26 protein-coding genes are annotated in these 26,175 nt (G+C 67.1%); 12 read left to right on the forward strand and 14 right to left on the reverse strand.

Features of this window, described 5'->3' with window-relative positions:
• Positions 1 to 81: 81 nt before the first annotated feature.
• From lpdA to zapE, 4 genes are all read right to left on the reverse strand, one after another.
• Entirely contained in the window at positions 82 to 1,824 is a 1,743-nt protein-coding gene (gene lpdA, locus ACMAUO_RS10285; protein ID WP_420356796.1) for a dihydrolipoyl dehydrogenase, read from the reverse strand.
• A 73-nt stretch (positions 1,825 to 1,897) separates the two neighbouring features.
• The gene (gene odhB / locus ACMAUO_RS10290) at positions 1,898 to 3,157 is read right to left on the reverse strand and encodes a 2-oxoglutarate dehydrogenase complex dihydrolipoyllysine-residue succinyltransferase (RefSeq protein ID WP_420356797.1); all 1,260 of its coding nucleotides are present in this window, start codon (positions 3,155 to 3,157) and stop codon (positions 1,898 to 1,900) included.
• Between the two features lie 179 nt (positions 3,158 to 3,336).
• The gene (locus ACMAUO_RS10295) at positions 3,337 to 6,204 is read right to left on the reverse strand and encodes a 2-oxoglutarate dehydrogenase E1 component (protein ID WP_420356798.1); all 2,868 of its coding nucleotides are present in this window, start codon (positions 6,202 to 6,204) and stop codon (positions 3,337 to 3,339) included.
• 546 nt (positions 6,205 to 6,750) lie between these two features.
• The gene (gene zapE, locus ACMAUO_RS10300) at positions 6,751 to 7,938 is read right to left on the reverse strand and encodes a cell division protein ZapE (protein WP_420356799.1); all 1,188 of its coding nucleotides are present in this window, start codon (positions 7,936 to 7,938) and stop codon (positions 6,751 to 6,753) included.
• Between the two features lie 132 nt (positions 7,939 to 8,070).
• Here zapE and ACMAUO_RS10305 point away from each other — a divergent pair, with 132 nt between their 5' ends.
• The 4 genes from ACMAUO_RS10305 to ACMAUO_RS10320 all read left to right on the forward strand — a co-directional run bounded on the left by ACMAUO_RS10305 (position 8,071) and on the right by ACMAUO_RS10320 (position 10,239).
• Positions 8,071 to 8,415, forward strand: a complete 345-nt coding sequence (locus ACMAUO_RS10305; protein ID WP_420356800.1) for a carboxymuconolactone decarboxylase family protein — start codon at positions 8,071 to 8,073, stop codon at positions 8,413 to 8,415.
• A 111-nt stretch (positions 8,416 to 8,526) separates the two neighbouring features.
• Complete coding sequence (locus ACMAUO_RS10310; protein ID WP_420356801.1) at positions 8,527 to 9,174, forward strand: 2OG-Fe(II) oxygenase family protein; 648 nt, start codon at positions 8,527 to 8,529, stop codon at positions 9,172 to 9,174.
• Between the two features lie 127 nt (positions 9,175 to 9,301).
• On the forward strand, positions 9,302 to 9,685 hold the full coding sequence (locus ACMAUO_RS10315; protein ID WP_420356802.1) for a hypothetical protein: 384 nt from the start codon (positions 9,302 to 9,304) through the stop codon (positions 9,683 to 9,685).
• A 62-nt stretch (positions 9,686 to 9,747) separates the two neighbouring features.
• Complete coding sequence (locus ACMAUO_RS10320; protein ID WP_420356803.1) at positions 9,748 to 10,239, forward strand: Spy/CpxP family protein refolding chaperone; 492 nt, start codon at positions 9,748 to 9,750, stop codon at positions 10,237 to 10,239.
• Between the two features lie 60 nt (positions 10,240 to 10,299).
• Here the strand turns inward: ACMAUO_RS10320 and zwf are convergent, their stop codons facing one another.
• The gene (gene zwf, locus ACMAUO_RS10325) at positions 10,300 to 11,844 is read right to left on the reverse strand and encodes a glucose-6-phosphate dehydrogenase (protein WP_420356804.1); all 1,545 of its coding nucleotides are present in this window, start codon (positions 11,842 to 11,844) and stop codon (positions 10,300 to 10,302) included.
• A 303-nt stretch (positions 11,845 to 12,147) separates the two neighbouring features.
• Between zwf and ACMAUO_RS10330 the strand changes: the two genes are divergently transcribed.
• The 6 genes from ACMAUO_RS10330 to ACMAUO_RS10355 all read left to right on the forward strand — a co-directional run bounded on the left by ACMAUO_RS10330 (position 12,148) and on the right by ACMAUO_RS10355 (position 17,796).
• Entirely contained in the window at positions 12,148 to 13,182 is a 1,035-nt protein-coding gene (locus ACMAUO_RS10330) for an aspartate-semialdehyde dehydrogenase (RefSeq protein WP_420356805.1), read from the forward strand.
• Between the two features lie 192 nt (positions 13,183 to 13,374).
• On the forward strand, positions 13,375 to 13,839 hold the full coding sequence (gene sdhC / locus ACMAUO_RS10335) for a succinate dehydrogenase, cytochrome b556 subunit (RefSeq protein ID WP_420356806.1): 465 nt from the start codon (positions 13,375 to 13,377) through the stop codon (positions 13,837 to 13,839).
• A gap of 1 nt (position 13,840) precedes the next feature.
• Positions 13,841 to 14,263, forward strand: a complete 423-nt coding sequence (sdhD, locus tag ACMAUO_RS10340) for a succinate dehydrogenase, hydrophobic membrane anchor protein (protein ID WP_420356807.1) — start codon at positions 13,841 to 13,843, stop codon at positions 14,261 to 14,263.
• A gap of 124 nt (positions 14,264 to 14,387) precedes the next feature.
• The gene (gene sdhA, locus ACMAUO_RS10345; RefSeq protein ID WP_420356808.1) at positions 14,388 to 16,199 is read left to right on the forward strand and encodes a succinate dehydrogenase flavoprotein subunit; all 1,812 of its coding nucleotides are present in this window, start codon (positions 14,388 to 14,390) and stop codon (positions 16,197 to 16,199) included.
• Positions 16,200 to 16,226: 27 nt separating this feature from the next.
• On the forward strand, positions 16,227 to 17,009 hold the full coding sequence (locus ACMAUO_RS10350) for a succinate dehydrogenase iron-sulfur subunit (RefSeq protein WP_420356809.1): 783 nt from the start codon (positions 16,227 to 16,229) through the stop codon (positions 17,007 to 17,009).
• A 124-nt stretch (positions 17,010 to 17,133) separates the two neighbouring features.
• Entirely contained in the window at positions 17,134 to 17,796 is a 663-nt protein-coding gene (locus ACMAUO_RS10355; RefSeq protein ID WP_420356810.1) for a tyrosine-protein phosphatase, read from the forward strand.
• Positions 17,797 to 17,853: 57 nt separating this feature from the next.
• Here ACMAUO_RS10355 and ACMAUO_RS10360 read toward each other — a convergent pair whose 3' ends face one another.
• From ACMAUO_RS10360 to ACMAUO_RS10380, 5 genes are all read right to left on the reverse strand, one after another.
• The gene (locus ACMAUO_RS10360; protein WP_420357260.1) at positions 17,854 to 18,411 is read right to left on the reverse strand and encodes a helix-turn-helix domain-containing protein; all 558 of its coding nucleotides are present in this window, start codon (positions 18,409 to 18,411) and stop codon (positions 17,854 to 17,856) included.
• Between the two features lie 161 nt (positions 18,412 to 18,572).
• Positions 18,573 to 20,063, reverse strand: a complete 1,491-nt coding sequence (gene lnt / locus ACMAUO_RS10365; RefSeq protein ID WP_420357261.1) for an apolipoprotein N-acyltransferase — start codon at positions 20,061 to 20,063, stop codon at positions 18,573 to 18,575.
• 121 nt (positions 20,064 to 20,184) lie between these two features.
• Positions 20,185 to 21,030: a GNAT family N-acetyltransferase gene (locus tag ACMAUO_RS10370; protein ID WP_420356811.1), complete on the reverse strand. Its 846-nt coding sequence runs from the start codon at positions 21,028 to 21,030 to the stop codon at positions 20,185 to 20,187.
• Positions 21,027 to 21,518 carry a Fur family transcriptional regulator gene (locus tag ACMAUO_RS10375; RefSeq protein WP_420356812.1) on the reverse strand — a complete coding sequence of 164 codons (492 nt, stop codon included), beginning with the start codon at positions 21,516 to 21,518 and terminating at the stop codon, positions 21,027 to 21,029. The genes ACMAUO_RS10370 and ACMAUO_RS10375 overlap by 4 nt, the downstream gene beginning before the upstream one ends.
• Before the next feature lie 91 nt (positions 21,519 to 21,609).
• Complete coding sequence (locus ACMAUO_RS10380) at positions 21,610 to 22,014, reverse strand: Ros/MucR family transcriptional regulator (protein WP_420356813.1); 405 nt, start codon at positions 22,012 to 22,014, stop codon at positions 21,610 to 21,612.
• Positions 22,015 to 22,100: 86 nt separating this feature from the next.
• On the opposite strand from ACMAUO_RS10380, the gene ACMAUO_RS10385 reads away from it, so the two are divergent.
• Positions 22,101 to 22,343, forward strand: coding sequence for a sulfurtransferase TusA family protein (locus ACMAUO_RS10385; RefSeq protein WP_420356814.1), 243 nt, complete (start codon positions 22,101 to 22,103; stop codon positions 22,341 to 22,343).
• 31 nt (positions 22,344 to 22,374) lie between these two features.
• On the opposite strand, the gene ACMAUO_RS10390 is transcribed toward ACMAUO_RS10385, so the two are convergent.
• From ACMAUO_RS10390 to ACMAUO_RS10405, 4 genes are read right to left on the reverse strand one after another with little or no spacing between them, the layout of a single operon-like run.
• A complete protein-coding gene (locus tag ACMAUO_RS10390; RefSeq protein ID WP_420356815.1) occupies positions 22,375 to 22,863 on the reverse strand; it encodes a GNAT family N-acetyltransferase in 489 nt (162 codons plus the stop codon).
• A gap of 10 nt (positions 22,864 to 22,873) precedes the next feature.
• Positions 22,874 to 23,563 (reverse strand): tRNA (adenosine(37)-N6)-threonylcarbamoyltransferase complex dimerization subunit type 1 TsaB, encoded by a 690-nt coding sequence (tsaB, locus tag ACMAUO_RS10395; RefSeq protein ID WP_420356816.1) that lies wholly within the window; start codon positions 23,561 to 23,563, stop codon positions 22,874 to 22,876.
• A gap of 6 nt (positions 23,564 to 23,569) precedes the next feature.
• On the reverse strand, positions 23,570 to 24,154 hold the full coding sequence (locus tag ACMAUO_RS10400; protein WP_420356817.1) for a malonic semialdehyde reductase: 585 nt from the start codon (positions 24,152 to 24,154) through the stop codon (positions 23,570 to 23,572).
• Between the two features lie 36 nt (positions 24,155 to 24,190).
• Positions 24,191 to 24,754, reverse strand: coding sequence for a NifU family protein (locus ACMAUO_RS10405; RefSeq protein ID WP_114725417.1), 564 nt, complete (start codon positions 24,752 to 24,754; stop codon positions 24,191 to 24,193).
• Between the two features lie 333 nt (positions 24,755 to 25,087).
• On the opposite strand from ACMAUO_RS10405, the gene ACMAUO_RS10410 reads away from it, so the two are divergent.
• The gene (locus ACMAUO_RS10410) at positions 25,088 to 26,110 is read left to right on the forward strand and encodes a YncE family protein (protein WP_420356818.1); all 1,023 of its coding nucleotides are present in this window, start codon (positions 25,088 to 25,090) and stop codon (positions 26,108 to 26,110) included.
• The last annotated feature ends 65 nt before the right edge of the window (positions 26,111 to 26,175 follow it).

Consider the following 26,175-nt stretch of genomic DNA (forward strand, 5'->3'; position numbering starts at 1 on the left):
CCCGGAAAACAGGCGCCCCAACAAAAAACGCCCGGCCACCGAAATGGCCGGGCGCGATAAAGAGTAAACCCGAACGTGCGATCAGATATGGATCGCGCGCTTCTCCACATCCAGCGCCGCTTCCTTGACCGCTTCGCTCAGCGTCGGGTGGGCGTGGCAGGTCCGGGCGATGTCTTCCGACGACGCGCCGAATTCCATCGCCAGCGTGGCTTCGGCGATCAGTTCGCCGGCGCCGGGGCCGATGATGTGCACGCCCAGCACCTTGTCGGTCGTGGCATCGGCCAGCACCTTCACGAAGCCGTCGGTCATGCCCATGGCGCGGGCGCGGCCGTTGGCGGTGAAGGGGAACTTGCCGGTCTTGTAGGTGACGCCAGCCCCCTTCAGGTCTTCCTCGGTACGGCCGACGGTCGCGACCTCGGGCCAAGTGTAGACGACGCCGGGGATGGCATCGTAATTCACGTGGCCCGCCTGGCCGGCGAGGATCTCGGCGATGGCAACGCCCTCATCCTCGGCCTTGTGCGCCAGCATCGGACCGGCGATGACGTCGCCGATCGCATACACGCCCGGCACGCTGGTCGCGTAATGCGCGTCGGTGACGACGCGGCCGCGCTTGTCCAGCGCCACGCCGGCCTCTTCCAGGCCCATGCCTTTGCTGGCGGCGGTGCGGCCGATCGCCAGCAGCACGATGTCGGCATCCAGCGTCTCGGCGGCGCCACCGGCGGCCGGCTCGACGGTCAGAGTCACGCCCTTGCCGGTCTTCTCGGCCTTCGTGACCTTGTGGCCCAGCTTGAACTGCAGGCCCTGCTTGGCCAGAATCCGCTGGAACTGCTTGGCGATTTCGCCATCCGTGCCCGGAACCAGACGGTCGAGATATTCGACCACCGTGACCTCGGCGCCCAGACGGTGCCACACGCTGCCCAGTTCCAGGCCGATCACGCCGCCGCCGATGACGACCATCTTCTTCGGCACGGCCGACAGTTCCAGCGCGCCGGTCGAGGTAACGACGACCTTCTCGTCGACATCGACGCCCGGCAGACCGGCGCTGTCGCTGCCGCTGGCGATGACGATGTGCTTCGCCGTCACCGGCTTGCCGTCGACCGTGATGCGGCCGGTGCCCTCGAGCTTGCCGAAGCCCTTCAGCCAGGTGACCTTGTTCTTCTTGAACAGGAACTCGACGCCCTTGACGTTGGCCTCGACCACCTCGGACTTGCGCGCCATCATCCGCTTCAGATCCAGCTTGACGCTGTCGATCACGATGCCATGACCCGCGTAATCATGGCCGGCGGCATGGAAGTTCTCGGACGATTGCAACAGCGCCTTGGAGGGGATGCAGCCGACATTCAGGCAGGTGCCGCCCAGCGTCGCGCGCTTCTCGACGCAGGCGACCTTGAAGCCGAGCTGGGCTGCGCGGATGGCGCAGACATAGCCGCCGGGGCCGGCGCCGATGACGATCACGTCGTAATCGGTCTCGGCCGGGGGAGCGACCGCCGGGGCGGCGGGGGCCGGAGCCGGGGCGGCCTTGGCTTCGGCAGGCTTCGCCGCCGGAGCGGGCTTGGCGGCGGCGGGCTTCGCCGGGGCGGCGCCAGCACCTTCCTCGACGGTGGTCAGCACGGCGCCGACCGCGACTTCGTCGCCCTCGGCCACGGCGTGCGCGCCCAGACGGCCGGCCGCGGGGGCGGCGACCTCGACGCTGACCTTGTCGGTCTCCAGTTCCACGACCGGTTCGTCGGCGGCGACGCTGTCGCCCGGCTGCTTCAGCCACTTGCCGATCGTGGCCGTCGTCACGCTCTCGCCGAGAGTCGGCACCTTGATTTCAATGGTCATCTTCTTGTCCTGCGTTCGCTGCGTCGGAATCAGATCGGCGGACCGGGCCGAAGACCCGGTCCGCCCCGGCGCATCAGACCTCGAGCAGCAGACGACGCGGATCTTCCACGTTCTGCTTCACGCGCACCAGGAAGCTGACGGCTTCCTTGCCGTCGACGATGCGGTGATCATAGGTCAGGGCGATATACATCATCGGCCGGATCACGACCTGGCCGTTCACGGCCATCGGACGATCCACGATGGCATGCATGCCCAGGATGGCCGACTGCGGCGCGTTGATGATCGGCGTTGACATCAGCGAGCCGTAGATGCCGCCATTGGTGATCGAGAATGTGCCGCCCGACAGCTCGTCCAGCTTCAGCGACCCGTCGCGCGCGCGCTTGCCGAAACCGGCGATCGCGCTTTCGATCCCGGCGAAGCTCAGCTTCTCCGCATCGCGGATCACCGGCACGACCAGCCCGTTGGGGCCGCCGACTGCGATGCCCAGATTGACGAACTCGCGATAGATGATGTCGTCGCCGTCGATCTCGGCGTTGACCGCCGGGAATTCCTTCAGCGCCGCCATCACCGCCTTGGCGAAGATCGACATGAAGCCCAGCTTGGTGCCGCCATGCTTCTTCTCGAAGGCATCGCGATATTCGGCGCGCAGTTCCTTCACCGCCGTCATGTCCACCTCGTTGAAGGTGGTCAGCAGGGCGGCGGTGTTCTGGGCGTCCTTCAGGCGGCGGGCGATGGTCCGGCGCAGGCGGGTCATCTTCACCCGTTCCTCGCGCGGATCGTCGGTGCGCGGCGTGGCCGGGGCGGGGGCCGCCTTGGCCACCGGCGGCTGCGCCAGGAACGCCAGCACGTCACCCTTGGTCACGCGGCCGTCCTTGCCGGTGCCGGTGCCGATCTCGGCGGTGGAGATGCCCTTCTCGGCCATCATCTTCTGCGCCGACGGCATCGGGGCATGGGCCGCGCCCTGCGCCGCGACATCGGAGGGCGGGGTGGCGGGACGCGCGACCGGACCGGCCGCGACCGGCTGGGCCTGCACACCGGCGGGAGCCTTCGGCGCCTCGGGGGCCTTGGCGGGCGCGGCGGCCTTGGGGGCGCCGCTGCCGGCCTCGACCGACGCCAGGATGGTCCCGACCTCGACCTCGGCGCCTTCGGCGACGAGCTGCGGACCCAGCACGCCGGCTTCCGGCGCCGCGACCTCGACGCTGACCTTGTCGGTCTCCAGCTCCACCACCGGCTCGTCGGCGGCGACGCTGTCACCCGGATTCTTCAGCCACTTGGCAATCGTGGCGGTCGTCACGCTCTCGCCCAGTGTCGGAACCTTGATCTCGGCAGACATCTTTCTTTCCATTCCCTCTGCCGGTCAGATCCGCGTGCTGGATTGGGGCACGGCCTTCCGTGCCCCCCACCCGTCGTCTGCCGGCTTGTGTATTCTCAACATAACCAGACTGATGCCGGCGCGAAAAGACCGCGCCGGCCGACCTTCGAACGTCCCGGCCCGCCGGCCGGGACGCAACCTCAGGCCACGCCCAGCGCGCTGGCGACCAGGGCCGCCTGTTCGCTGGCATGCACGCGGGCCAGACCCGTGGCCGGGCTGGCGGCCGCGACGCGGCCGACATAGGTCGGACGCCCGCCCTTGCGGCCCACCTTGCCCATCACGCCCTCGATCAGGCGATCGACGAAGGTCCATCCCCCCATGTTCTCGGGCTCTTCCTGGCACCAGATCACCTGGGCCTTGGGATACAGCGCAAGCTGTTCGGCCAGCAGCTTTTCCGGGAAGGGATAGAACTGCTCCAGCCGCAGGATCGCGACCTTGTCCAGCCCACGCTCGCGCCGCTCGGCCAGCAGGTCGTAATAGACCTTGCCCGAGCAGATCACGACCCGCTCCACCTTGTCGCCCGACGCGATCGGATCGATCTCGCCGATGACCGGGCGGAACGTGGTGCCCGACGCGAATTCCTCGAGGTTGGACACCGCGAGACGATGACGCAGCAGCGATTTCGGCGTCATGATCACCAGCGGCTTGCGATAGTCCATCTTGAGCTGGCGGCGCAGGGCGTGGAAGTAGTTCGCCGGCGTGGTGATGTTGCACACCCGCATGTTGTTCTCGGCGCAGAGCTGGAGGTAACGCTCCAGGCGGGCCGAGGAATGTTCCGGACCCTGGCCTTCATAGCCGTGCGGCAGCAGCAGCACGAGGCCCGACATGCGCAGCCACTTGGTCTCGCCCGAGGCGATGAACTGGTCGATGATGACCTGCGCACCGTTGGCGAAATCGCCGAACTGGCCTTCCCACAGCACCAGCGCGTTCGGATCGGCCAGCGAGTAGCCATATTCGAAGCCCAGCACGCCGAATTCGGACAGCAGCGAGTTATAGACCTCGAACACGCCCTGCGCCGGGTCGATATTGTTCAGCGGCGCATAGGTGTTCTGGTTGACCTGGTCGATCAGCACCGCATGGCGCTGGCTGAAGGTGCCGCGCTGGCAATCCTCGCCCGACAGGCGGACGCGATGCTTCTCCAGCAGCAGCGAACCGAAGCCCAGGGCCTCGCCCGTCGCCCAGTCGATGCCTTCGCCGGTCTGGAACATCGTCGCCTTGGCCTTGAGCTGGCGCACGATCTTCGGGTTGACGTTGAAATCGGCCGGCGCGGTGCTGATCGCGGCACCGATCTTGCGCAGCGCCTCGACCGAAATGCCGGTCGCGGGCTCGGCGTCAATCTTGCCCACCGGCGGCGGCTTCAGGCCGGTCCAGGCGCCTTCCAGCCAGTCGGCCTTGTTGGGCTTGTAGGTCTGCGCGGCCTGGTAGGCTTCTTCCAGCTTGTTGTGGAACGCATCCCACTGCGCCGTGGCATCGGCCTCGCTCACCACGCCCTCGCGCGCCAGACGGTCGGCATAGAGCGTGCGCACCGTCGGACGGGCGGCGATGGCCTTGTACATCGTCGGCTGGGTGAAGGACGGCTCGTCGGATTCGTTATGGCCGTGGCGGCGATAGCCGACGATGTCCAGCACGATGTCGGTCGCGAATTTCTGGCGGAAATCGGCCGCCAGACGCGCGCAGTAGATCACGGCCTCGGGCTCGTCGCCATTGACGTGCAGGATCGGCGCCTGCACCGCCTTGGCGACGTCGGTGCAATAGAGGCCGGAGAACGCATGGGCCGAAACGGTGGTGAACCCGATCTGGTTGTTCACCACGATATGGACCGTGCCGCCAGTGCGGTAACCGATCAGCTGCGACATCGCCATGGTCTCGTAGACCAGGCCCTGGCCGGCGAAGGCCGCATCGCCATGCATCAGCACCGCCATGTGGCGGCTGCGCACGTGCGGGTCGTCATCGTCCTGGGTCGCGCGCACCTTGCCGATCACCACCGGATCGACGGCTTCCAGATGCGACGGGTTGGGCTGGAGCGAGATATGGACCGGGTTGCCGTCGATATCCACGTCGGTCGAGGTGCCGAGATGGTATTTGACGTCGCCCGAGCCCTGCACGTCGTCCGGCTTGAACGAGGCGCCGGCGAATTCGCTGAAAATGGCCGTGTAGGGCTTGCGCACGATGTTGACCAGCGTGTTCAGGCGGCCGCGATGCGGCATGCCGATCGCCACCGTGCGCACGCCGTCCTTGGCCACCTGGTCGATCAGCGCGTGCAGCGCCGGAATGGTGACGTCCTCGCCTTCCAGCCCGAACCGCTTGGTGCCGACATAGCGCTTCTGGCAGAACGCCTCGAAACCCTCGGCCTCGGTCAGGTGGTGCAGGATCAGCTTCTTTTCTTCGACCGTGGCCCCGGCGCGCCAGTTGTCGCCTTCCAGCCGCTGCTGCAGCCAGTTGCGCTGCTCGGGGTCCTGCACATGCATGTATTCCGAGCCGATCGGCCCGCAATAGACGGCGCGCAGCGCGTCCAGCACCTGGTTGATCGTCGCGGTCTGCTTGCCGATCAGGTTGGCCACGATCTTGCCCAGATAGATCGGGCGGTCGAGATCCTTCGGGCCGAACCCGTAGGTCTCGGGGTCGAGATCGGTATGGGGCTTCGGGACCTGCAGCCCCAGCGGATCGAGCCGGGCTTCCAGGTGGCCGCGCACGCGATAGGCGCGGATCAGCTGCGTCGCGCGCAGGCTGTCATCGGCCGCCGCGTTCAGGCTCTCCGCCGAGACGGGCGCGCCCTTGGCCGGGGCCGCCACCACGTCGCCGCCATCGATGCTGGACGGGCGCGGCGCCCACGAGGCCCCTTCCGCGTCATGCAAAATCGCAGCGCCTTCCTCGTCCATCGCCGCGAACAGCGATGCGAAAGAAGGATCGACGCTGCCGGGATCCGCCGCCCAGCGAGCATACAGGTCGGCCAGATAGGCCGTGTTGGCTCCGCTGAACGCGGTCGACAGGATATCTACGCCCGCCATCTTGAAGACATCTCCTCATTCATGACCTGACCGGCCACGTCATTATCCGGACCAGAGCCATCACCGCCAATCGTGGCGGAATGCCGGCCCCAGCCGTTTATCGTCTCAACCCTAACGCCACCTTTGGCCATCCGCCGCCATCTTTCGCCACGGTCAGGATTGCTTCGCACGCATACTCACCTTTCCGTTTCCACCCGCTTGCGCAACGGGGTACGGAACCCGCGACCAGGCGCAAAGCACACCGAACGGCGGCAAAACCGGCGGATGACCCGAAGGGCCGCCCATACCCAAGCAAAGAGCGAACCACTTGCCTACCGCCGCACCGCTCACACCACCGCCATATGCGTCACGATACCGTGACAGCAGGGAACGCCCGCACCGAAGCCCGAACGCCTCCACCGCCGCCCGCGCGCCCGGCGCACACGGCCCGGAACACGCAGGCGGCACCCCACGCCACACCCGTCGGAAATGATGAAAAGAGAGGCAGACCCTGCATCTATTTTAACAGCGCCGGTTTAACGGCGCCGGCTGCCGCCACGCGCCGGATCAGGAGAGATGCGGCAGGTCCAGATAGGCGGTACTCTGCATCTCCTCCAGGCGCGAGGCCGTGCGTTCGAACGCCTGCGCCCCTTCACCCTTCTGGTAGATCGCATCCGGCTGGTCCTCGGCCGAGGCGAACAGCTTCACCTTCTGTTCGTACAGCGTGTCGATCAGAACGATGAAACGGCGGGCAACATCGAAATTATCGGGGCCCAGACGGGGAATATCCTCAAGCACCAGCGCCGGGAAGCGCGTGGCCAGCGCCAGGTAATCCCCGGCACCCAGCGGCCGCCCGCACAGATCGGCGAAGGTAAAGCGCGCGACCGGGCCGGCCGCGACCGTCACCACCAGCTTGCGGCCCATCACCTCCAGCGTCACCGGACGGATCGGCGCGCCGTCGGCCAGGCGCATGAAGATCGAATCCAGCTCCTGCACCGCGTCGGGGCCGGGCGGCACGATCCAGGTCGTCATGCCGCGCATGCCGCCGCGCCGATAGTCGCGCGGCGAATCCAGCACCACCGTATCGACCTCGCGCTGGATGATCGCGATGAAGGGGCGGAAGGCATCGGCCCCCGGCCGGTTCTGGAACAGATCCTGCGGTTCGGTGTTCGAGGTCGCGACCACGACCACGCCGTCGGCGAACAGATATTCGAACAGACGCCCCAGCACCATCGCATCGGCGATGTCGTTCACCTGGAATTCATCGAAGCAGAGCAGCCAGGCTTCCTGCGCGATGGCATGGGCCAGCGGCGGAATCGGGTCGGTCAGTTCCGGATGCGCCAGCTTCATGTCATGCAGCCGCTTGTGCACATCCTGCATGAAGCGGTGGAAATGCACCCGCATCTTGTGTTCGACCGGCGCCAGTTCGAAGAACAGGTCCATCAGCATGGTCTTGCCGCGCCCGACCTGCCCGACCATGTAGACCCCACGCGGGCGCGGGACCTCCGGCGCACCGCCCTCCAGGCCCAGCCGGGCCTTCAGGCCGCCCAGCAGGCCCTTGGGCTTCGGCCGCCGCACCACCGGGTGATAGCCGGGCAGTTCCCGCCACAACTGGTCCAGCCGCGCGGCCGCCTTGGCCTGCTCGGGGTCGCGGGACAGCAATCCGGCGGCCACACGCGCCTCGTACGCTGCCAGGGGCCCCGAGCCAGGGGGCAGGTTCAGATCGGATGCGAAGGCTGTCAGCGCGGATTCCATGATCTATGGCCGATAGCGCCGGCAACGCATCTCATCAAGGGCATGAACTCGCCAAACCGTGTCGTGACAGGCCTGCTCTCCATCTGGTGAACTCCGCCGCGGTCCATGACCACACATCAAGGATATTTCGTGATGATCGACTGGTCCGCCTACCGTCACTTTCTCGGCCAGGCCGTGCCCGCCTTCGCCACCCTTTCACCGGATACGGTCAAAGGGCTGACGACGCTGGACAACGCCGCCAAGGCCACCAACCGGCTGGACGCCAAGACGCGCGAACTGATCGCGCTGGCCGTCGCCGTGACCACGCGCTGCGACGGCTGCATCGCGGTCCATTCCAAGGCCGCCGTGCAGGCCGGTGCCACGAAGGAGGACATCGCCGAAGCCCTGGGCGTGGCCGTGGCGCTGAATGCCGGCGCGGCCGCGGTCTATTCCACCCGGGCGCTCGATGCGGCCGAAAAGGCCGCCGGCGGGGCCTGAGCCCCAGCGGCGGGGCACCAGCCCCGCCGCCCCATTTCCGTCCGCCTTGCCTTCACGCCGGCTCCGGCTCTAGGAATCGGGATGTGGTTTTCATCATCCCATGCAGGTTCCATGACCGTCACCACGCCGATCCGCCCCGATTATGCCGCCCTGGACGCCGCTCCGGTTTCCAGCACGCCCTTCGCCCATGTCGTGGTCCGGAACTTCATCCGGCCGGACGATCTTGCGGCGCTGGTGGCCTCCCTGCCCGACTTGTCGTCCGGCGGGTCGTTCCCGCCCTCCTCGCTCAACCTTTCGCCCCTGGCGCAGGGCCTGATCGCGGAACTGGAAGGCCCGGTCCTGCGCCAGGCGATCGCCCGCAAATTCGCCCTGGACCTGAACGACGCGCCGACCATGCTGACCCTGCGCGGCCGCACGCGGGCCAAGGACGGGCGCATCCACTGCGATTCCGTGGCCAAGCGCGTGACGGTGCTGCTGTATCTCAACCCGGCCAGCGAGGCCTGGGCCCGGCAGGAAGGCTGCCTGCGCCTGCTGCGCGGCCCGGACGATGTCGAGGATTACGCGGCCGAGATCCCGCCCGTCGACGGCACGCTGCTGGTCTTCCCCAACGGCCCGACCACCTGGCACGGCCACCGGCAATATGTCGGCCGGCGCTACACGATCCAGCTCAATTATATGGAAAACGACGCCAAGGCCCGGAACGAACTGCGCCGCCACCGGTTGTCCGCCCTGGCAAAGCGCCTGTCGTCCGCCGCCTGATCCCGCGCGCCCGATCCTCACGCCACATCGGCCCTGATTCTGACATGATCGGCGCCGATCATCCTGACATGAAACAGAATTCGGTTCACCATGGCCGAACCGGCTATAGACCCATAGGAGTCCCGTCATGCGGGTCCGCACACTCCCAATCCTGATGGCCGGCCTCCTGCTGGCCACCGCCGCACCTATCGCAGCCTCCGCCCCGGCCCTTGCGCAACACTGGGATCGTGGCCGTCACGACCGGGGCGGTCATGGCGGCCCGGGGCCTTACCGGGGCGGTGGCCCCGGCTGGCGCGGCGGTGACCGGGGCGGCCGTCGCGGCCCTGGCGTCGGTGCCGCCATCGGCGCCGGCGTCGCCGGCCTGGCGGTAGGCGCCATCCTGGGTGGCGCGCTGGCCTCGCAGGCCGCGCCGCCGCCCGCCGCCTATTATCCGCCCCAGCCGGAACCGCCCCCGCCCCCGCCGGCTTATTATCCTCAGGCGTCCTACGGTTACGGGGCGCAGCCTTACTGAACCCGTCCGGGCCGAAAGGCCCGGCCCCCGTTCAGCCCATGATTTTCCGGAGACCTCCGTCCATGACTGTCCGCCGGCTTTCCTTCCTTGCCGCCCTCTCCCTGCTGGCCACGCCCGCACTGGCGGCGGCCGACACCACGGCCCCGACATCCGCCGCCACGCCGACCCCGCAGGGCTCGGCCGTTCCGGTCCACACGCCGCACGATCCCTCGCCGGACCAGCTCGAAGCCCATATCACCACGCTGCATCAGCAACTGGGCATCACCACCGCGCAGGAAAGCGCATGGAACGCCTTCGCGCAGGTGATGCGCGACAACGCGGCACGCTTCCATGACACGATCGAGCAGCGCCGCACCAAGCTGCCGACCCTGAGCGCACCGGACAACATGCAGTCCTACGCCGACCTGATCACCCAGCGCGCGCAGGACCTCCAGGCGCTGAACATGGCCTTCCGCACGTTGTATAACGGGTTGAGCGACGCGCAGAAGAAAGACGCCGACGTCCTGTTCCGCCAGTCGGACAACCATCCGAAACAGGCCGCCACCACGCACTGAGAAACGAATAGGGGTGCAGGGGTCCACGACCCCTGCCGGGTTCGGGCAGAGCCCGATCCTTCAGGTCCCGTCAAGCGGGTACCAGGCCCGCCCGTCGCGCGCCAGCAGCGCATCGGCACCCGCAGGCCCGGTCGCCCCGGCATCGTAGAATTCGAGCCCCTCCGGCCCCTGCCCCCAGGATTGCAGCACCGGATCAACCGCCGCCCAGGCCGCATCGATATTGTCGGCACGCTGGAACAGCGTGGCATCGCCGGTCAGGCAATCATACAGCAGGGTTTCGTACCCCACATTGGGCTGCAGATCGAACGCATCCTCGTAGCGGAACTTCACCTGCACCCCCGCCAGATCCATCGCCGGGCCCGGATGCTTGGCCGCCATCTCGATCGTCAGGCCCTGGGCCGGCTGCACGTTCAGGATCATGCGGTTGGGCGGCAGGCTGTCGGTCGCGGTGCCGCGAAAGATCGCCACCGGCGGCTTCTTGAACTGCACCACAACCTCGGTCCGCCGGCCGCCCAGCGACTTGCCCGTCCGCAGATAGAAGGGCACGCCCGACCACCGCCAGTTATCGACATGCAGCTTCAGCGCGACATAGGTTTCCGTCACGCTGTCGGGCGCGACACCCGGTGCCGCGCGATAGGCCACCACCGGCCTGCCCTCCACGGTGCCGGCACCATACTGGCCGCGCACCGCATCCTCCGGCCGCACCGGGCGGACGGATTCGAACAATTGCTCCTTCGCCGTGCGCACCGTCTCGGCCGAGAACGAGGCCGGCGGCTCCATCGCCACCATGGCGAACAACTGGAACAGATGGTTGGGCACCATGTCGCGCAGCGCGCCCGTGGGCTCGTAGAACGCGCCGCGCTGCTCCACCCCGATGGTCTCGGCCGCCGTGATCTGCACATGGTCGATATATTCGCTGCGCCAGAGCGGCTCGAAGATCAGGTTGCCGAACCGCATGGCCAGGATGTTCTGGACCGTCTCCTTGCCCAGGAAATGATCGATCCGATAGACCTGCTGCTCGTCCAGCACACTCAGGACCTGCCGGTTCAGCGCCCGCGCCGTGGCCAGGTCGGAGCCGAAGGGCTTCTCGATCACCACGCGGCGGAACGCCCCCTCCTGCTGGGCGACCAGCCCCGCCTGCCCCAGCATCGCCACCAGCGGGCCGAAGAAGCGCGACGGCACCGCCAGATAAAAGACGGCATTGCCCTTCACCCGCCCCGCCAGCGCGCGCATCTGCTCCAGTTCGGCGAAATCGGCCTGGACATAATCCAGCCGCTCGGCAACCCAGCTCCAGGATTCCTGGTCGATGGTCGGGGTATAGAACTCGCCGTCCGGGTCCCTGGTGAAGTCCTGCATCGTGGCGGCCAGCCCGTCCCGCCAGTCGGCGGCGGTGCCGGGCACGCGATCCACGCCCAGCACACGGAAATCCGCGTCCAGCAATCCGCTGCCCGCCAGATTATAGAGTGCCGGGATCAGCAGCCGCTTGGTCAGGTCGCCGCGCGCGCCGAAAATGACCAGCGTGCAGGCCGGTGCCGGCTTGGTGCCCGACGGTGGAATGGCGTGCCTGCTGCGCGCCGGCGACGAAATATCGCGAGAAAACGACATGACGGGATATCCCCCTGGACAGGCCGCCACCGCGCGGGCCGGCGGCGGAAGCGGACGCATGGCGCCGGATCGCCATGCCCATCTGGCACCCGCGCGGCCATCCTGACAACGCGCGGCACCGCGCGGAGAGCAACACAAGCATGAGACCCCGGCCGCGCGCCGGGGCCGGAACGGGGAAAAACCGCGCCCGACAGCGGCGCTCGCTTGCATAGCACCGGGTCTGGCACTACCTCTCACCACTCTCCGTTCCGGAGAGGAGAGGCTCGCCGGATAGGCCGGGGGCATAGAGCAGGGATTGTGTCGATGGGATACCGCGTCGCGGTCGTAGGCGCCACGGGAGCCGTGGGGCGTGAAATTCTCAAAACGCTGGCCGAGCGCGCGTTCCCGATTACCGAGATTGCCGCCCTCGCCTCGGCCCGCTCGGTCGGGCAGGAGATCTCGTTCGGCGAGAAGAAGGTGCTGAAGGTCCAGAACCTGGAGACCTTCGACTTCACCGGCTGGGACATCGCCCTGTTCTCGCCCGGCGCCTCGGTCTCGGCCGTGCATGCGCCGCGCGCGGCCAAGGCCGGCTGCATCGTCATCGACAACACGTCGCAGTTCCGCATGGAGCCCGATGTGCCGCTGGTGGTGCCCGAGGTGAATCCCGACGCGCTGAAGAAGGCCAAGCGCGGCATCATCGCCAACCCGAACTGCTCCACTATCCAGATGGTGGTGGCGCTGAAGCCGCTGCACGACCTGTTCACCATCCGCCGCGTGGTGGTCGCCACCTACCAGGCGGTGGCCGGCGCGGGCAAGGAAGGCATGGACGAGCTGTTCATCCAGTCGCGCGGCAGCTTCGTCGGCGACCCGGCCAGCCCCGAGCAGTTCACCAAGCAGATCGCCTTCAACTGCATTCCCCATATCGACCGCTTCATGGATGACGGCGCGACGAAGGAGGAATGGAAGATGGCGGTCGAGACCCGCAAAATCCTCGACCCTGATATCTCTGTATTCGCTACCTGCGTGCGGGTGCCGGTCTTCATCGGCCATTCCGAGGCCGTGGTGGTGGAATGCGAGGAACCGGTGGACCTCGAGCGCGCCCGCGCCGTCCTGCGCGATGCGCCGGGCGTCATCCTGCACGACAAGCAGGAGGATGGCGGCTACGTCACGCCGATCGAATGTGTCGGTGAGGACGCGACTTACGTGTCGCGGCTGCGGATCGACCCCACCGTGCCGAATGGGCTGGCCTTCTGGTGCGTCTCCGACAATCTGCGCAAGGGGGCTGCGCTGAACGCAGTGCAGATCGCCGAGACCATGATCGCGCTGGACCTGATTCACCCCCCCGCCCACCGAGTATAACTGCGCTTAACTGCCGGGAAACCGGAACGGTTCGACACCGTTCCGGTTTCCCGGGGCCAGACGCCGGCCGCGCGTCTCGCGACCTCGTGTTCCCCCCTGCGTTGACCGCGCCCTTTCCCGGGCGTAGGACCGAACAGGCACAAGGCGACGGAACAAACCGGAGCCATAATCAGGGAAATCGACGAGACGACCATGCAGGATGTCCGTGATGCGCTCTATATAGGGCACCGAAGCGACGGAACACTGACCCGGCGACCCATGTCCCCGCATCTCCAGGTCTATCGCTTCCGCCTCTCCATGTTTCTTTCGATTGCGAACCGGGCAGCCGGCGTCGCAGCCGCGGCAGGGTCCGCGCTGGGCGTCTGCTGGCTGAGCGCCGCGGCGAAAGGACCAGAATCCTTCAAGAAGGTTCAGAAGGTCACCCGCAATCCGCTGGGCAAGCTCGCCCTGGCGGGGTGGACGCTGGCGCTGGTCTACCATTTCGTGGCAGGCCTGCGGCATCTCGCGTGGGATACCGGCCACCGCTTCGAAAAGAAGGAGATCAACGAAGACGGCCCGGTGGCCATGGGTGTGACGGTGGGGGCCACGCTGGTGCTGCTCGCCAGCATCTTCGGCGTCGCCGCCTGCCGCTCCAGAAAGAAGAAGAAGGCATCCTGACATGAACGCGTCCCATACGCCGCGCATCGATGTCATGCGCTCTCAACTGAGCCGGGCCCGGGGCCTCGGCTCGGCCAAGACCGGTGTCGACCATTGGTGGCTGGAACGGATGTCCGCCGTGGCGCTGGTTCCCCTCTCGGGCTGGTTCGTCATCCAGGTCCTGCGCCTGGCCGGCGCCGAACAGCAGGACGTCGTGGAATGGGGCGGCAAGCCCGTCAACGCCTCGATGCTGCTGGCCCTGATGGTCCTGACCTTCTACCACATGCAGCTGGGCCTGCAGGTCATCATCGATGACTACGTGCATGGCAAGGCGCATCTGCCGGCCAGCCTGCTTCTCAAGGGCGCCGCCCTTCTGATCGGGCTGTTCGCGGTGATCGCCGTCCTGAAGCTGGCGCTGGCTCCGTCGACCAAGGCGGGTGCCTGATCGGGCTCCCCCGGGCGGATGTCCGGGGGGCCGCGAGGCAAGTGACACAGAGGACAGTTCCGGCCCCGGAGCAGCCGCCTAAGGCGCCCATCGGGCCGGACGAGCATCGGGACACGTCCAAACAATGAACGCGATCACTCTTCCATCATCGAATGCCTACCGCATCATCGACCACGCCTACGACGTCGTGGTCGTCGGTGCCGGTGGGTCGGGCCTGCGCGCGACGCTGGGCATGGGTGCGGCCGGTCTGAAGACCGCCTGCATCACCAAGGTCTTCCCCACCCGCAGCCACACCGTCGCCGCCCAGGGCGGCATCGGCGCGTCGCTGGGCAACATGGCCGAGGACAACTGGCGCTGGCACATGTACGACACCGTCAAGGGGTCGGACTGGCTGGGCGACCAGGACGCCATCGAATATATGTGCCGCGAGGCCGTGCCGGCGGTGCAGGAGCTGGAACATCTGGGTGTTCCCTTCTCGCGCACCGAAGAGGGCAAGATCTACCAGCGCCCCTTCGGCGGCCACATGCGCAATTACGGCGAGGCCCCGGTGCCCCGCGCCTGCGCCGCCGCCGACCGCACCGGCCATGCCATCCTGCACACGCTGTACCAGCAGTGCCTGAAGCATAACGTCGAGTTCTTCGTCGAATATTTTGCCATCGACCTGATCATGGACGACGAAGGCGCCTGCCGCGGCGTCGTCGCCTGGTGCCTGGAAGACGGCACGATCCATCGCTTCCGCGCCCAGACGGTGGTGCTGGCGACCGGCGGCTACGGCCGTGCGTACCAGTCCTGCACCTCGGCCCATACCTGCACCGGCGACGGCGGCGGCATGGCGATGCGCGCCGGCGTGCCGACGCAGGACATGGAATTCGTCCAGTTCCACCCCACCGGCATCTATCCGGCCGGCTGCCTGCTGACCGAAGGCTGCCGCGGCGAGGGCGGATACCTGACGAACTCGGAAGGCGAACGCTTCATGGAGCGTTACGCGCCGACCGCCAAGGACCTGGCGTCGCGCGACGTGGTCTCGCGCTCCATGACCATCGAGATCAACGAAGGCCGTGGCTGTGGTCCGCACAAGGACTACATCATGATGCATCTCGAGCATCTGGGCTCCGAGCTGCTGCATGAGCGCCTGCCCGGCATCATCGAGACCGCGCGCATCTTCGCCGGCATCGACGTGACCAAGGAGCCGGTGCCCGTCCTGCCGACCGTGCATTACAACATGGGCGGCATCCCGACGAACTATCATGGCGAGGTCATCCGCCCGACCGCCGACAATGTCGACGCCGTCGTGCCCGGCCTGATGGCCGTGGGCGAAGCCGCCTGCGTGTCGGTGCATGGCGCCAACCGCCTGGGCACCAACTCGCTGCTGGATCTGGTCGTGTTCGGCCGCGCCGCCGCCAAGCGCGCCGCCGAGCTGATCAAGCCGCTGGAGACCATCGCGCCGCTGCCGCCCAAGGCCGGCGAGGCCGCGCTGGACCGTCTGGACAAGCTGCGCAACGCCAAGGGCGGCACCCATGTGTCGGCCATGCGCGACAAGCTGCAGCGCACGATGCAGAAGCATGCGGCCGTGTTCCGCAATTCCAAGAGCCTTGCGGAAGGTGTCGAGAAGATCAAGGAGATCTGGACCGAGGTGCCCGACATCGCGGTATCCGATCGCTCGCTGATCTGGAACACCGACCTGATGGAAGCGTTGGAGTTCGAGAACCTGCTGGCCAATGCCACGGTCACGATGGCGGGCGCCGAAGCCCGGCATGAAAGCCGGGGCGCCCAGGCCCATGACGACTATCCGGACCGTGACGACAAGGAATGGATGAAGCACACCGTCGCCCATCTGGACGACAAGGGTGGCGTCTCCCTGACCTACCGCCCGGTGCATATGAAGACGCTGACCGACGACGTTCAGGTCTTCCCCCCCAAGAAGCGCGTCTACTGAGCGAAGCGGCGGAAAAGGAACGAGACGATGGTCGAATTCAGCCTGCCAAAGAACAGCACGATCGGGAAGGGCCGTATCTTCCCGGCCGCGCCCGGTGCCAAGAACGTCAAGCCCTTCCGGATCTATCGGTGGAGCCCGGACGATGGCGCCAACCCGGTGGTCGACACCTACGAGCTCGATCTGGACAAGATCGGCCCGATGGTGCTGGACGCGCTGATCCACATCAAGAACAACGTCGACACGACGCTGACCTTCCGGCGTTCGTGCCGCGAGGGCATCTGCGGCTCGTGCGCGATGAACATCGACGGCGAGAACACGCTGGCGTGCCTCAAGCCGATCAAGGACGTGAAGGACGCGGTGTCGATCTACCCGCTGCCGCACATGCCCGTGGTCAAGGACCTGGTGCCCGACCTGAACGGCGCCTATGCCCAGCTCCGCTCGATCGAGCCCTGGCTGAAGTCCGACACCGCGCCGCCGCCGGATTCCGAGCGCCGCCAGAGCATCGAGGAACGCGAGAAGCTGGACGGGATGTGGGAATGCATCCTGTGCTTCTGCTGCTCGACCTCATGCCCGTCCTACTGGTGGAACGGCGACCGGTATCTGGGCCCGGCCACCCTGCTGGCGGCCTATCGCTGGATTGCCGACAGCCGTGACGAGCATACGGGCGACCGGCTCGATGCGCTGGAAGATCCGCTGAAGCTCTATGCCTGCCGCACGATCATGAACTGCACCCAGACCTGCCCCAAGGGCCTGAACCCGGCGAAGGCGATCGCCCGGATCAAGGAACTGCAACTGGAACGCAAGGTCTGATCCCGATCTCCCAGCCCGCCTGACGGGAAGAGATTGCCAGGTGGGAAGAGATTGACTGGGGGGGCGCCGGATGACACACATCCGGCGCCCTTTCTTTTTGTCGAGACCGAGGAAGCCGCCTGCCGTGTTCGAAGGTTCCCTGGCCGCACCCGGCGGCAGAAGGCGGGCGTGGATCGACAGCCTGTTCGTCGATCATGCCATCTTCCGCATTCCCTGGACCAATCTCGCCGCCGTCATCCCCGGCAAGGTCTATCGCTGCAACCACCCAACTCCGGCCCGGCTGGCGGCGGCCATGCGCCGCTATCACCTGCGCACGCTGGTCAATCTGCGCGGCCACCGCAAATGCGGGTCCGACGCCCTGTCGCGCGAGGCCGCAAGCCGGCTGGGGCTAGCCCATCTGGACATGGCCTTCGAAAGCCGGGGCGCCCCGCATCGCGAGCGCATCCTGCGCTTCGCCGCGATGTACCAGACGATCGCCTTCCCGATGCTGATGCACTGCAAATCCGGCGCCGACCGGGCGGGCCTCGCCTCGGGGCTGGTCATCCTGTTCGAAGGTGGCACCGCAGCACAGGCCCTGCGCCAGCTTTCATGGCGGTTCGGCCATTTCAACCGCTCGCGCACCGGTATCCTCGACGCCTTCTTCCTGCGCTACCAGCAGCAGGCCGAGGGGCGCATCCTCTTTCTGGACTGGGTGCGTGACGAATATGACGAGGCTCAACTGCGCCAGGATTTTATCGCCGGGCGGCTGGCGTCCTTTGTCAATGACCGGGTGCTTCGGCGCGAGTGAGAAAGGCGAGGGCCCTGCCCTCGACCCGCAAGGGGCCAGTCGGCCCCTTGACCCCGCTTATTGCGGCGGAATCATCATCCGGATCAGGTCCAGCACCCGCCGACGGGTCGCGGCATCTTCGATGCGATAATAGGTGCGCACGAGTTCGATCGTCTCGCGGCGCGCCAGCAGGGTCATTTCACTGGTCGATGCCAGCGAGCCATCGGGCGCGCCGCCAAAGGCTTCCTGGGCCTGGGCAAAGCCGGACGCCATCTCAAGACCGGGTCTGCCGGCCGCCTGGCCGGACGAACGGCGGCCATGGTCCAGCCCGTCGAAAAAGAAGCTGACCGGCACATCCAGCACGTCCGACAATTCATACAGCCGCGACGCGCTGACCCGATTGGTCCCGCGCTCATATTTCTGCACCTGCTGGAACGTCAGGCCCAGAGCCTCGCCAAGGCGCTCCTGCGACATGCCCAGCAATGTCCGGCGCAACCGGATACGACCGCCGACATGCACATCCACAGGCTTCGGACCACTGGGCTTGTCGGTCAACGGCTCTTCTTGTCCCTTGGCATGTGCGGGGTCCAATATGCGACGGGCAGGATAATGCGACATTAACATTTGGTTTACCATCATCCAGACAGCCCGCTAACTGACAATTTGACAATCAATTTGTAAGGTGGGGCATGCGCGTCAGCGGCCCGGCATCAACGCGCGGGCAGGCGATACGGCAGGCGTATAGCCGATAGCAGAAACGACGATGTCACCACGCGGCCGGCCGGTGTGGCGCCCGCCTACAGGCGGCGGGCGGCCATTCTTCCGCCGATCCCCGGCACCCGGAACGCCAGTGCGGGCAGCAGCGTCGCCATCGCCAGCAGGATCGGAATCCAGCGGCCCCAGCGGCCGAACACTGTTCCGGGCAGCGGGGCCCCCAGGGAAACGGCCAATACCCCCTGCCGGTTCCAGCCCAGCCGCGCCAGTTCATGGCCATGGGCATCGAACGCGGCGGAAATACCGGTATTGGCGGCCCGCGCCACCGGCAGCCCTTCCTCGACCGCGCGCATGCGCACCGCCGCCAGATGCTGGCGCGGCCCGGCACTGTCGCCATACCAGGCGTCGTTGGTCACATTGACCAGCCAGTCCGGGCGATCCTTCGCGTCCACGACCTGGCCGGAGAAGATCACCTCGTAGCAGATCAGCGGGCCGACCGGCGCCACATCCGGCAGATGCCAGGTCTGGACACCGCTCCCCGCCGCCATGCCCTCGCCGGGAACGACATGGAACGGCAGGAAACGCGGCTGATATTCGCCGAACGGCACCAGATGAGACTTGTCGTAGAGATCGGCCACCCGCCCGTCAGGCCCGGTCACCGCCATCACGCTATTGCGCCAGCGTCCCTCGGAATCGCTGCGGATCGTGCCGATCACCCCCGCCGCCGCTCCTTCGCCGGCCCGCGCGATCATCCGCCGCGCGATATCGTCTTCCTCCAGCAGGCCGGGGAAAGCCGTCTCGGGCCAGACATACACCAGCGGCCGCCCCCCGGCCTCCGGCAGCGCATCGGCAATGCCGGAGCGCGTCAAGGCCAGATAGCGGCGAAAGATCGCGACATTGTCGCGGCCGCCGATCTTCTCGGTTTCCGGCACATTGCCCTGCACCAGCACCACCGTCGGGTTCCGGCCAGGGGGCAGCGGCGTCAGGGCCAGCCGCCCCCACCCTGCCAGCGCCCAGACCGCCAGCCCCGCCAGAACCGCCAGCACACCGCGCCGTCCGGCCTGCGGCAGCAGCGCCAGCAGAACGGTGCAGAGGGTCAGCCCATCCACCCCGATCCAGGCCGCCGGCTGGATCATCACGTCACCCAGACGGCCCGGCAGTTCCCAGGTCGTCCCCAGCGGATTCCACGGAAAGCCGCTGAAGATGAAGACCCGCGCCATGTCGAACAGGGTCCACAACCCGGCAAACGCCAGCAGGCGCCGCCAGCCGGCAGGCGCCAGACGGCACAGGGCCGCCGGAAACGCCGCGATGGGTGCCAGGATCAGCGCACAGCCGGGCGAGGCCAGCGGCACCAGCCACCAGAACGTATCCGCACGAACCAGGATCGCATCGGTCAGCCAGTACAGCCCGGCGGTATGCAGCCCCAGCCCGAACACGAAGCCGCGCCGCGCGGCCCCCCGCCACGAACCGGCGGCATCGATCGCCGCCGTCAGCAGGGCAAAGCACGGAATCAGGACCGGAAACAGATCGACCGGCGGAAAGGCCAGCGCGGCCAGTGCCCCCGCCAGCAGCATCAGCAGGTCGGCCCGCCATCCGCCGGCCCCGATCACGCGCCCAAGGCCATTCCCCAGCCAGACGGGCGGAACCGGCGCAACGGGCAGGGCACCCTCCGGCAGCCCGCCGGCGGGCAGAGCCCTAGTCGAGAGCGTCACGCAGCCGTCGTTCGTAGTGACGGTAATATTTGTCGGCCAGGAGTTCGCTCTTCACGATCACCGCCACGTCGGTCGTATTGAACTGATCGTCCACCACCGCGCCATCGCCGATATAGCCGCCCAGCCGCAGATAGCCCTTGATCAGGGGCGGCAGGCGGGCGAGGCAGCGGCGATGATCCAGCAGGTTCGGATCGCCGCGCAGCATCTCGACCCGCCGATGCGGCAGCGCGCGCAGCCGCAGCGCGGGCGGCGCCAGATGGTTGTGGTAGAGATAGGTCAGCTCGTCGGCCAGCGGCGCGGGATCGGTTCCCGGCAGGCTGGCGCAGCCGAACAGCACGTCGATCCGGTGCAGGAAGATGTAGGAGGCGATGCCGCGCCACAGCAACTGCATCGCCGCGCGGCCGCGATAGTTGGGATCGACGCACGACCGACCGACTTCCAGCAGCCGCCCCGGAAAATCGGTCAGCGGCGACAGGTCATATTCGCCCGAACTGTAGAAGCGCCCGACCTTGCGCGCATTGTCGCCCTGCAACAGCCGGTAGGTCCCGACCACGCCCTTGGGGCCCGAGGAAATCGCATGGTCGATGACCAGCAGATGATCGGCATATTCGTCGAATTCATCGACATCGCGGCGGGTGCGCAGGGTCCGCTCATCGGGCCGCGCGCCCATCTCTTCATAAAAGACGCGATAGCGCAGCGCCTGGGCGGCATCGCGCTCAGCGTCGTTCGCGGCGATGCGCACACCCAGATTGCCGCCGCGCAGTTCGGGAAACCCATCCCGTTCGAATTCCAGGGTCGACAGCGACCGGATCGGTTTTTCAAGGCTCAACGACGTGATCCATCCTTGCTTGCCGCCCGGGCGGCCCTGGCCGGCTTCTCCTCCGGCGGTGTCGCCTTGCGGCGCGCGAACAGTTCCAGACGGTGGGAAACCAGGTCGAACCCCATCCGTCCGGCGATCCGATGCATCAGGGCCGTATGTTCCGCATCTTCAAATTCGACGACCTTGCCGGTGTCGACATCGATCAGGTGATAATGGTCGCCGTCCTCGGTCGCTTCGTAGCGCGCCCGCCCGCCACCGAAATCCCGGCGTTCGAGAATGCCCTTCTCTTCGAGCAGCCGCACGGTCCGATACACGGTCGCGACCGAGATCCGCGCGTCGAGGTTGACCGCGCGGCGGTACAGCTCCTCGACATCGGGATGATCCTCGGCCTCGGACAGGACGCGCGCGATCACGCGCCGCTGCCCTGTCATTTTCAGGCCGCGCTCGATGCACATCTGGCCGATGCGCGATTCCATGGCATCGCCCGACGCTACCATGCTGGCAGTCCGGCCCGAACCTCAGTCGTCTGGTCCAACGAAGCTACCGCCTCCTCCGAGAGGGGCCGACCCGTGGCCGGGCGCCCCATATTCACTCCTCGCGCTTCGTACCCAGTCCGATTTTCCGCGCGAGGGACGACCGGTGGCTCGCATAGTTCGGTGCCACCATCGGGTAATCATGGGGCAGGCCCCACCGTTCCCGATACTGGTCCGGGGTCAGATTATAGGCCGTCTTCAGGTGCCGTTTCAACATTTTCAGCTTCTTGCCGTCTTCCAGGCACACGATATAGTCCGGGAAGACCGACCGCTTGGGCGAAACCGCCGGCACCGGGCGCTCGGGCTCCGGCGCCACGCGGCCCAGCCCGTCCAGCGTGCCATAGATCTGCCGGATCAGGTCCGGCAGGGCAGCCGCCTCGACAGCATTGCCCGAGACATAGGCCGCCGCGATCTGCGCCGTCAGGTCGCGCAGAGTGTTGTTTTCCATTTCCGTGGCCATATCCAAGATCCTGCCAGTCAAATAAATCGCATCCCTTATAATTGAACCCCGCGCCGCCGCAACCACTCGGATAGAAGGAGATAGTGATGAACGATCCGGAAAGTGCGTCACTCGACATTACTGACGAGAGCTGCCCGATGACTTTCGTACGCACCCGCCTGGCACTCGATCGACTGCCCGATGGCGGAAGGCTGCGGGTTCGGCTAAAGGGCGCGGTACCGCTCGACAATGTCAGCCGCAGCGTCCGGCAACTGGGCCATACGATCGCGGCGCAGACCGATCACGGTAACGAGATCCATGACATCCTGATCGTCAAGTCATCCGGCTGACGTCGATCCGTCATGAAAATTTCACCGCCCGTCACGGCGCGGCAGGCGCTTCGCCCGGCCATGCCCGCTCCAGCACCAGCGCGTCGGACCCATCGGGATAATAGGCGCGACGACGACCGATTTCGGTAAAACCCGCCCCCCGGTACAGCGCCCGCGCGGCATCGTTGCCCGCCGAGACCTCCAGGATCAGGCGCCCGGCGCCACGATCCGCCACCTGGCCCGCCATCCAGTCCAGCAGCGCGCGCCCCATCCCCCGGCGCCGCGCCGTGCCGGCGACGGCCAATGTCAGGATCTCCGCCTCGTCGGCCGCCACCCGGCCGATGACGAACCCCGCGGGCACCGGCTCCTCTCCCAGCCGGCCCAGCCCGACCAGCACGCCGGGCATCGCCAGCACCGCTTCCATCGCGGCCTCGTCCCAGCATTCGGCGGGCGGGAAAGCGGCGCCGTGCAGGGCCGCGAGCACCGCCCCCATATGGCCGCCGCCCGCCGTGATGACGGGCCGCCCCGCCGCCCCGGTCATGATGCCCGGGTCATGGTGCGGTGGGCGCCGGGCGCAGCCCCGCCGCCGGCAGCTTCGCCTCCGGCGGATCGACATAGAGCGGCAGGATCTCCCGCGCCGCCAGCCCGCCCGCCCGCCGGTCCAGGGCCGCCTGGGCGATCATCACCCCATCGGGCACGCGCCGCGATGACAGCGCGATATCCTCCCGCTCCGCGCCGCGTGCGGCCAGCATTCCGGCCGCTTCATCCCCCGCCACCAGCAGCCTGCCGGGCGGAAAGACGAAATCGCCGCACATCGCAGCGCGGACCACGCTTTCCTGTTCCACGAAGATACGGCCGCGCCGCGCGAATGACAGGCACAGCACCGCCCGCTCCGGCCCGGCCTCTTCCCGCAGGGCGCGGGCCATGGCCTCGCCGCTGGTCACGCCCGCCAGCGGGCAGCCCGTACCCAGCGCCAGACCATGCGCCACGGCAAGCGACGCCCGCAGCCCGGTAAACGAACCGGGCCCGACCACCACCGCGATCAGGTCGAGATCAGCCGGCCGCCATCCGCATGCCGCCAGCAGCGCGCTGCAATGGGCCGCCATCGCCTCGGCCCCGCCACGCCCGGGCAGGTCGAGCATGCGCACCGCACGCAGCGCCCCTTCCTCCCCCTCGACACAACCGAGCAGGGCCGTCGCTTCCGCCCCCGCCGGCGCGCCGTTGACAACCAGAATCCGCACGCGGGATCAGAGCATCATGCAGGCATCGTCGAAGGACAGGCGCGGCGCGCGCGGGCGCTCGGGCTGCCCGTCGGCATAGCCGAGGCTGACCAGGAAATTGACCCGCCAGCCCTGCCCGGCCAGGAACGAATCCTCGACCGCATAGGCGTCGAAACCGGAGATCGGCAGCACGTCCAGCCCCAGGGCCCGCGCCGCCATGATCAGGTATCCACCCTCGAGCGTGCCGTTGCGAAAGGCCGTTTCCTCGGCCAGCCCCACATCGGCGGCGAACCAGGAGCGCAGGCCCGGCTCCGGGTTCAGGGTCGCGAAACGGTCGAAGAACAGCGGATCATGCGCCACGATCACCGTCACCGGCGCCGAGAGCACTTTCTCGACATTGCCTTCCGACAGGGTGGAGCGTAGCCGTTCGCGATTGTCGGCGGTGCGCAGGAAGACGAAGCGGGCAGGCGAGCAATTGCCCGAGGTCGGCCCCAGCCGCACCAGATCGTACAAGCGATGCAGCACATCGTCCGTCACCGCCTCGTCGCGCCAGCGCTCGGGCGTGCGCGCCGTACGGAACAGCAGATCCAGCCCGGCTTCGTCCAGAACCATGTCGTCTCCCACGTTACGTAACCGGTATCCGGCGGATCAGGCGTCCACCTGCTCGACCGACACCACTTCCGGCACATAATGCCGCAGCATGTTCTCCACACCATGCTTCAGCGTGGCGCGCGAGGACGGGCAGCCCGAGCAGGCGCCCTGCATCGTCAGCCGCACCACGCCGTCCCGATAGCCGCGAAACACGATGTCGCCGCCATCGCCCGCCACGGCCGGACGAACGCGGGTATCCAGCAGTTCCTTGATCTGGCGGACGATTTCCTCATCCTCCGGCGCGATCAGGTCTTCCTCGATCGCCGTATCCTCGTCGATGACCGGGCGGCCGGAGACGAAGAAATCGACCAGGACCGACAGGATCTGCGGCTTCAATGCCGACCATTCGACGCTCTCGTCCTTGGTCACCGCCACGAAATCCCCCCCAAGGAAGACCCGCGCCACGCCGGGCTGGTCGAACAGCACCTCCGCCAGCGCGGACCGGCCGGCAACCCCGTCGGGGCTGACGAAATCGGCGGTGGTGCGGCCGGGCATGACCGTGCGGCCCGGCAGGAATTTCAGGGTCGCGGGATTGGGGGTGTCTTCGGTTTCGATGAACATCAATAATGGCCTTATCCGGCTGGGGGCAGCGCAAGGCGGACCGTAGCGGTCCGGTTATTGTCCAGATGTGCCAAGATGCGCGGCGAAACAAGCCCTGATGGCGGAATGGAGGCATGTCCGTGTCTGCCGACCGATGGCCAGGAACGGACGGAATTCCTGAAAATGACCGAAACGCAATGTGTCCTTGCGCGAAGTCATGGCGAAAGGCGCGCCCGATCTCCGAAATACGTTGACACACAGAAAGGGCTCTGGCCTTGCATGATCTCAGGCCCGGCGAGGGACGTGCGATCCACGGCGGCGACCTGTTCTGACAGCCGAGGCATCGAATCCACCATGCGTTCCCTCCCGCTCCGCCGCACCCGCCTTGCCCACCGCGCCCGCATGCTGATGATGGCCGGTGCGGCGATGACCGTCCTGTCCGCCGGGGCCGCGCGGGCCGAGCGCCTGGCCTTCGTGCTGAATTCCGCCGATGCCACCATCAGCGAATTCGATATCGACACCCATCAGGAAGTCCGGCGGGTCTCGGTCCTGCGCGAACCGCACCACACGGCACCGACGCCGGACGGCAAATACCTGCTGGTGGGCGATACCGCCGGCAACATGCTGTTCTTTCTGGATGCCGTGACGGGCGAGCGGGTCAAACAGATCCCCATGGCCGACCCGTACCAGCTTCAGTTCAGCCCCGACGGCCACTTCTTCACCATCGCCGGGCTGGCGCGCAACCAGGTCGATATCTACGACGCCTCGGATTATCACCTGCTGCACCGCATCCATGTCGACGCGATGCCGAGCCACATGAACTACGCCCCGGATTCCTCGGTGGTGTATGTCAGCCTCCAGGATACCGGCAAGGTAACGGCGATCGAGACCGCGACCGGCAATGTGCTGTGGACTTCCGATGTCGGATCCACCCCCGCCGGCATGCTGTGGCATAACGGGCAGATCCTGGTGGGCGTGATGGGCACCAACTACGTCGCCGCCCTGGACCCGACCGACGGGCATATCGCGCGCAAGATCGAAATGGCGCCCGGTCCGCATAATCTGTTCGTCTCCCCCGATCAGAAACGCCTGTATGTGACCTGCCGCGCCTCGGGCGTGATCGAACGGCTGGACTGGGATACGCTGGACGTCGTGCAGTCCTATCATGTGGCGGGCGGCCCCGATGACATCGTCTTCGCGCCCGACGGCAAGATGTGGGCGACGCTGCGCTGGCGCCAGCATGTCGCGATCATCGACCCCACGAGCGGCGATGTAGTCGACACCATCCGCACCGGCCGCTCGCCGCACGGCATCTGGCTGAACACCAACCAGCCCCTGCTGCACCTGTCGATGGCCGACACCCCCGCCCACCCCTGATAGCCCGTTTGGAAACACACGCTCTCGCTCACCAGCGCACATGTCCAAACAGGCTCTGAACATCG

The organism is Gluconacetobacter brunescens (assembly GCF_048695475.1).
GTDB lineage: Bacteria > Pseudomonadota > Alphaproteobacteria > Acetobacterales > Acetobacteraceae > Gluconacetobacter.

Bases quoted from the DNA above. Each gene is read 5' to 3' on its own strand.
- lpdA (WP_420356796.1), bottom strand. From the start codon at position 1,824: ATGACCATTGAAATCAAGGTGCCGACTCTCGGCGAGAGCGTGACGACG.
- odhB (WP_420356797.1), bottom strand. From the start codon at position 3,157: ATGTCTGCCGAGATCAAGGTTCCGACACTGGGCGAGAGCGTGACGACC.
- ACMAUO_RS10295 (WP_420356798.1), bottom strand. From the start codon at position 6,204: ATGGCGGGCGTAGATATCCTGTCGACCGCGTTCAGCGGAGCCAACACG.
- zapE (WP_420356799.1), bottom strand. From the start codon at position 7,938: ATGGAATCCGCGCTGACAGCCTTCGCATCCGATCTGAACCTGCCCCCT.
- ACMAUO_RS10305 (WP_420356800.1), top strand. From the start codon at position 8,071: ATGATCGACTGGTCCGCCTACCGTCACTTTCTCGGCCAGGCCGTGCCC.
- ACMAUO_RS10310 (WP_420356801.1), top strand. From the start codon at position 8,527: ATGACCGTCACCACGCCGATCCGCCCCGATTATGCCGCCCTGGACGCC.
- ACMAUO_RS10315 (WP_420356802.1), top strand. From the start codon at position 9,302: ATGCGGGTCCGCACACTCCCAATCCTGATGGCCGGCCTCCTGCTGGCC.
- ACMAUO_RS10320 (WP_420356803.1), top strand. From the start codon at position 9,748: ATGACTGTCCGCCGGCTTTCCTTCCTTGCCGCCCTCTCCCTGCTGGCC.
- zwf (WP_420356804.1), bottom strand. From the start codon at position 11,844: ATGTCGTTTTCTCGCGATATTTCGTCGCCGGCGCGCAGCAGGCACGCC.
- ACMAUO_RS10330 (WP_420356805.1), top strand. From the start codon at position 12,148: ATGGGATACCGCGTCGCGGTCGTAGGCGCCACGGGAGCCGTGGGGCGT.
- sdhC (WP_420356806.1), top strand. From the start codon at position 13,375: ATGCAGGATGTCCGTGATGCGCTCTATATAGGGCACCGAAGCGACGGA.
- sdhD (WP_420356807.1), top strand. From the start codon at position 13,841: ATGAACGCGTCCCATACGCCGCGCATCGATGTCATGCGCTCTCAACTG.
- sdhA (WP_420356808.1), top strand. From the start codon at position 14,388: ATGAACGCGATCACTCTTCCATCATCGAATGCCTACCGCATCATCGAC.
- ACMAUO_RS10350 (WP_420356809.1), top strand. From the start codon at position 16,227: ATGGTCGAATTCAGCCTGCCAAAGAACAGCACGATCGGGAAGGGCCGT.
- ACMAUO_RS10360 (WP_420357260.1), bottom strand. From the start codon at position 18,411: ATGGTAAACCAAATGTTAATGTCGCATTATCCTGCCCGTCGCATATTG.
- lnt (WP_420357261.1), bottom strand. From the start codon at position 20,063: ATGCTGCTGGCGGGGGCACTGGCCGCGCTGGCCTTTCCGCCGGTCGAT.
- ACMAUO_RS10375 (WP_420356812.1), bottom strand. From the start codon at position 21,518: ATGGTAGCGTCGGGCGATGCCATGGAATCGCGCATCGGCCAGATGTGC.
- ACMAUO_RS10380 (WP_420356813.1), bottom strand. From the start codon at position 22,014: ATGGCCACGGAAATGGAAAACAACACTCTGCGCGACCTGACGGCGCAG.
- ACMAUO_RS10385 (WP_420356814.1), top strand. From the start codon at position 22,101: ATGAACGATCCGGAAAGTGCGTCACTCGACATTACTGACGAGAGCTGC.
- ACMAUO_RS10390 (WP_420356815.1), bottom strand. From the start codon at position 22,863: ATGACCGGGGCGGCGGGGCGGCCCGTCATCACGGCGGGCGGCGGCCAT.
- ACMAUO_RS10400 (WP_420356817.1), bottom strand. From the start codon at position 24,154: ATGGTTCTGGACGAAGCCGGGCTGGATCTGCTGTTCCGTACGGCGCGC.
- ACMAUO_RS10405 (WP_114725417.1), bottom strand. From the start codon at position 24,754: ATGTTCATCGAAACCGAAGACACCCCCAATCCCGCGACCCTGAAATTC.
- ACMAUO_RS10410 (WP_420356818.1), top strand. From the start codon at position 25,088: ATGCGTTCCCTCCCGCTCCGCCGCACCCGCCTTGCCCACCGCGCCCGC.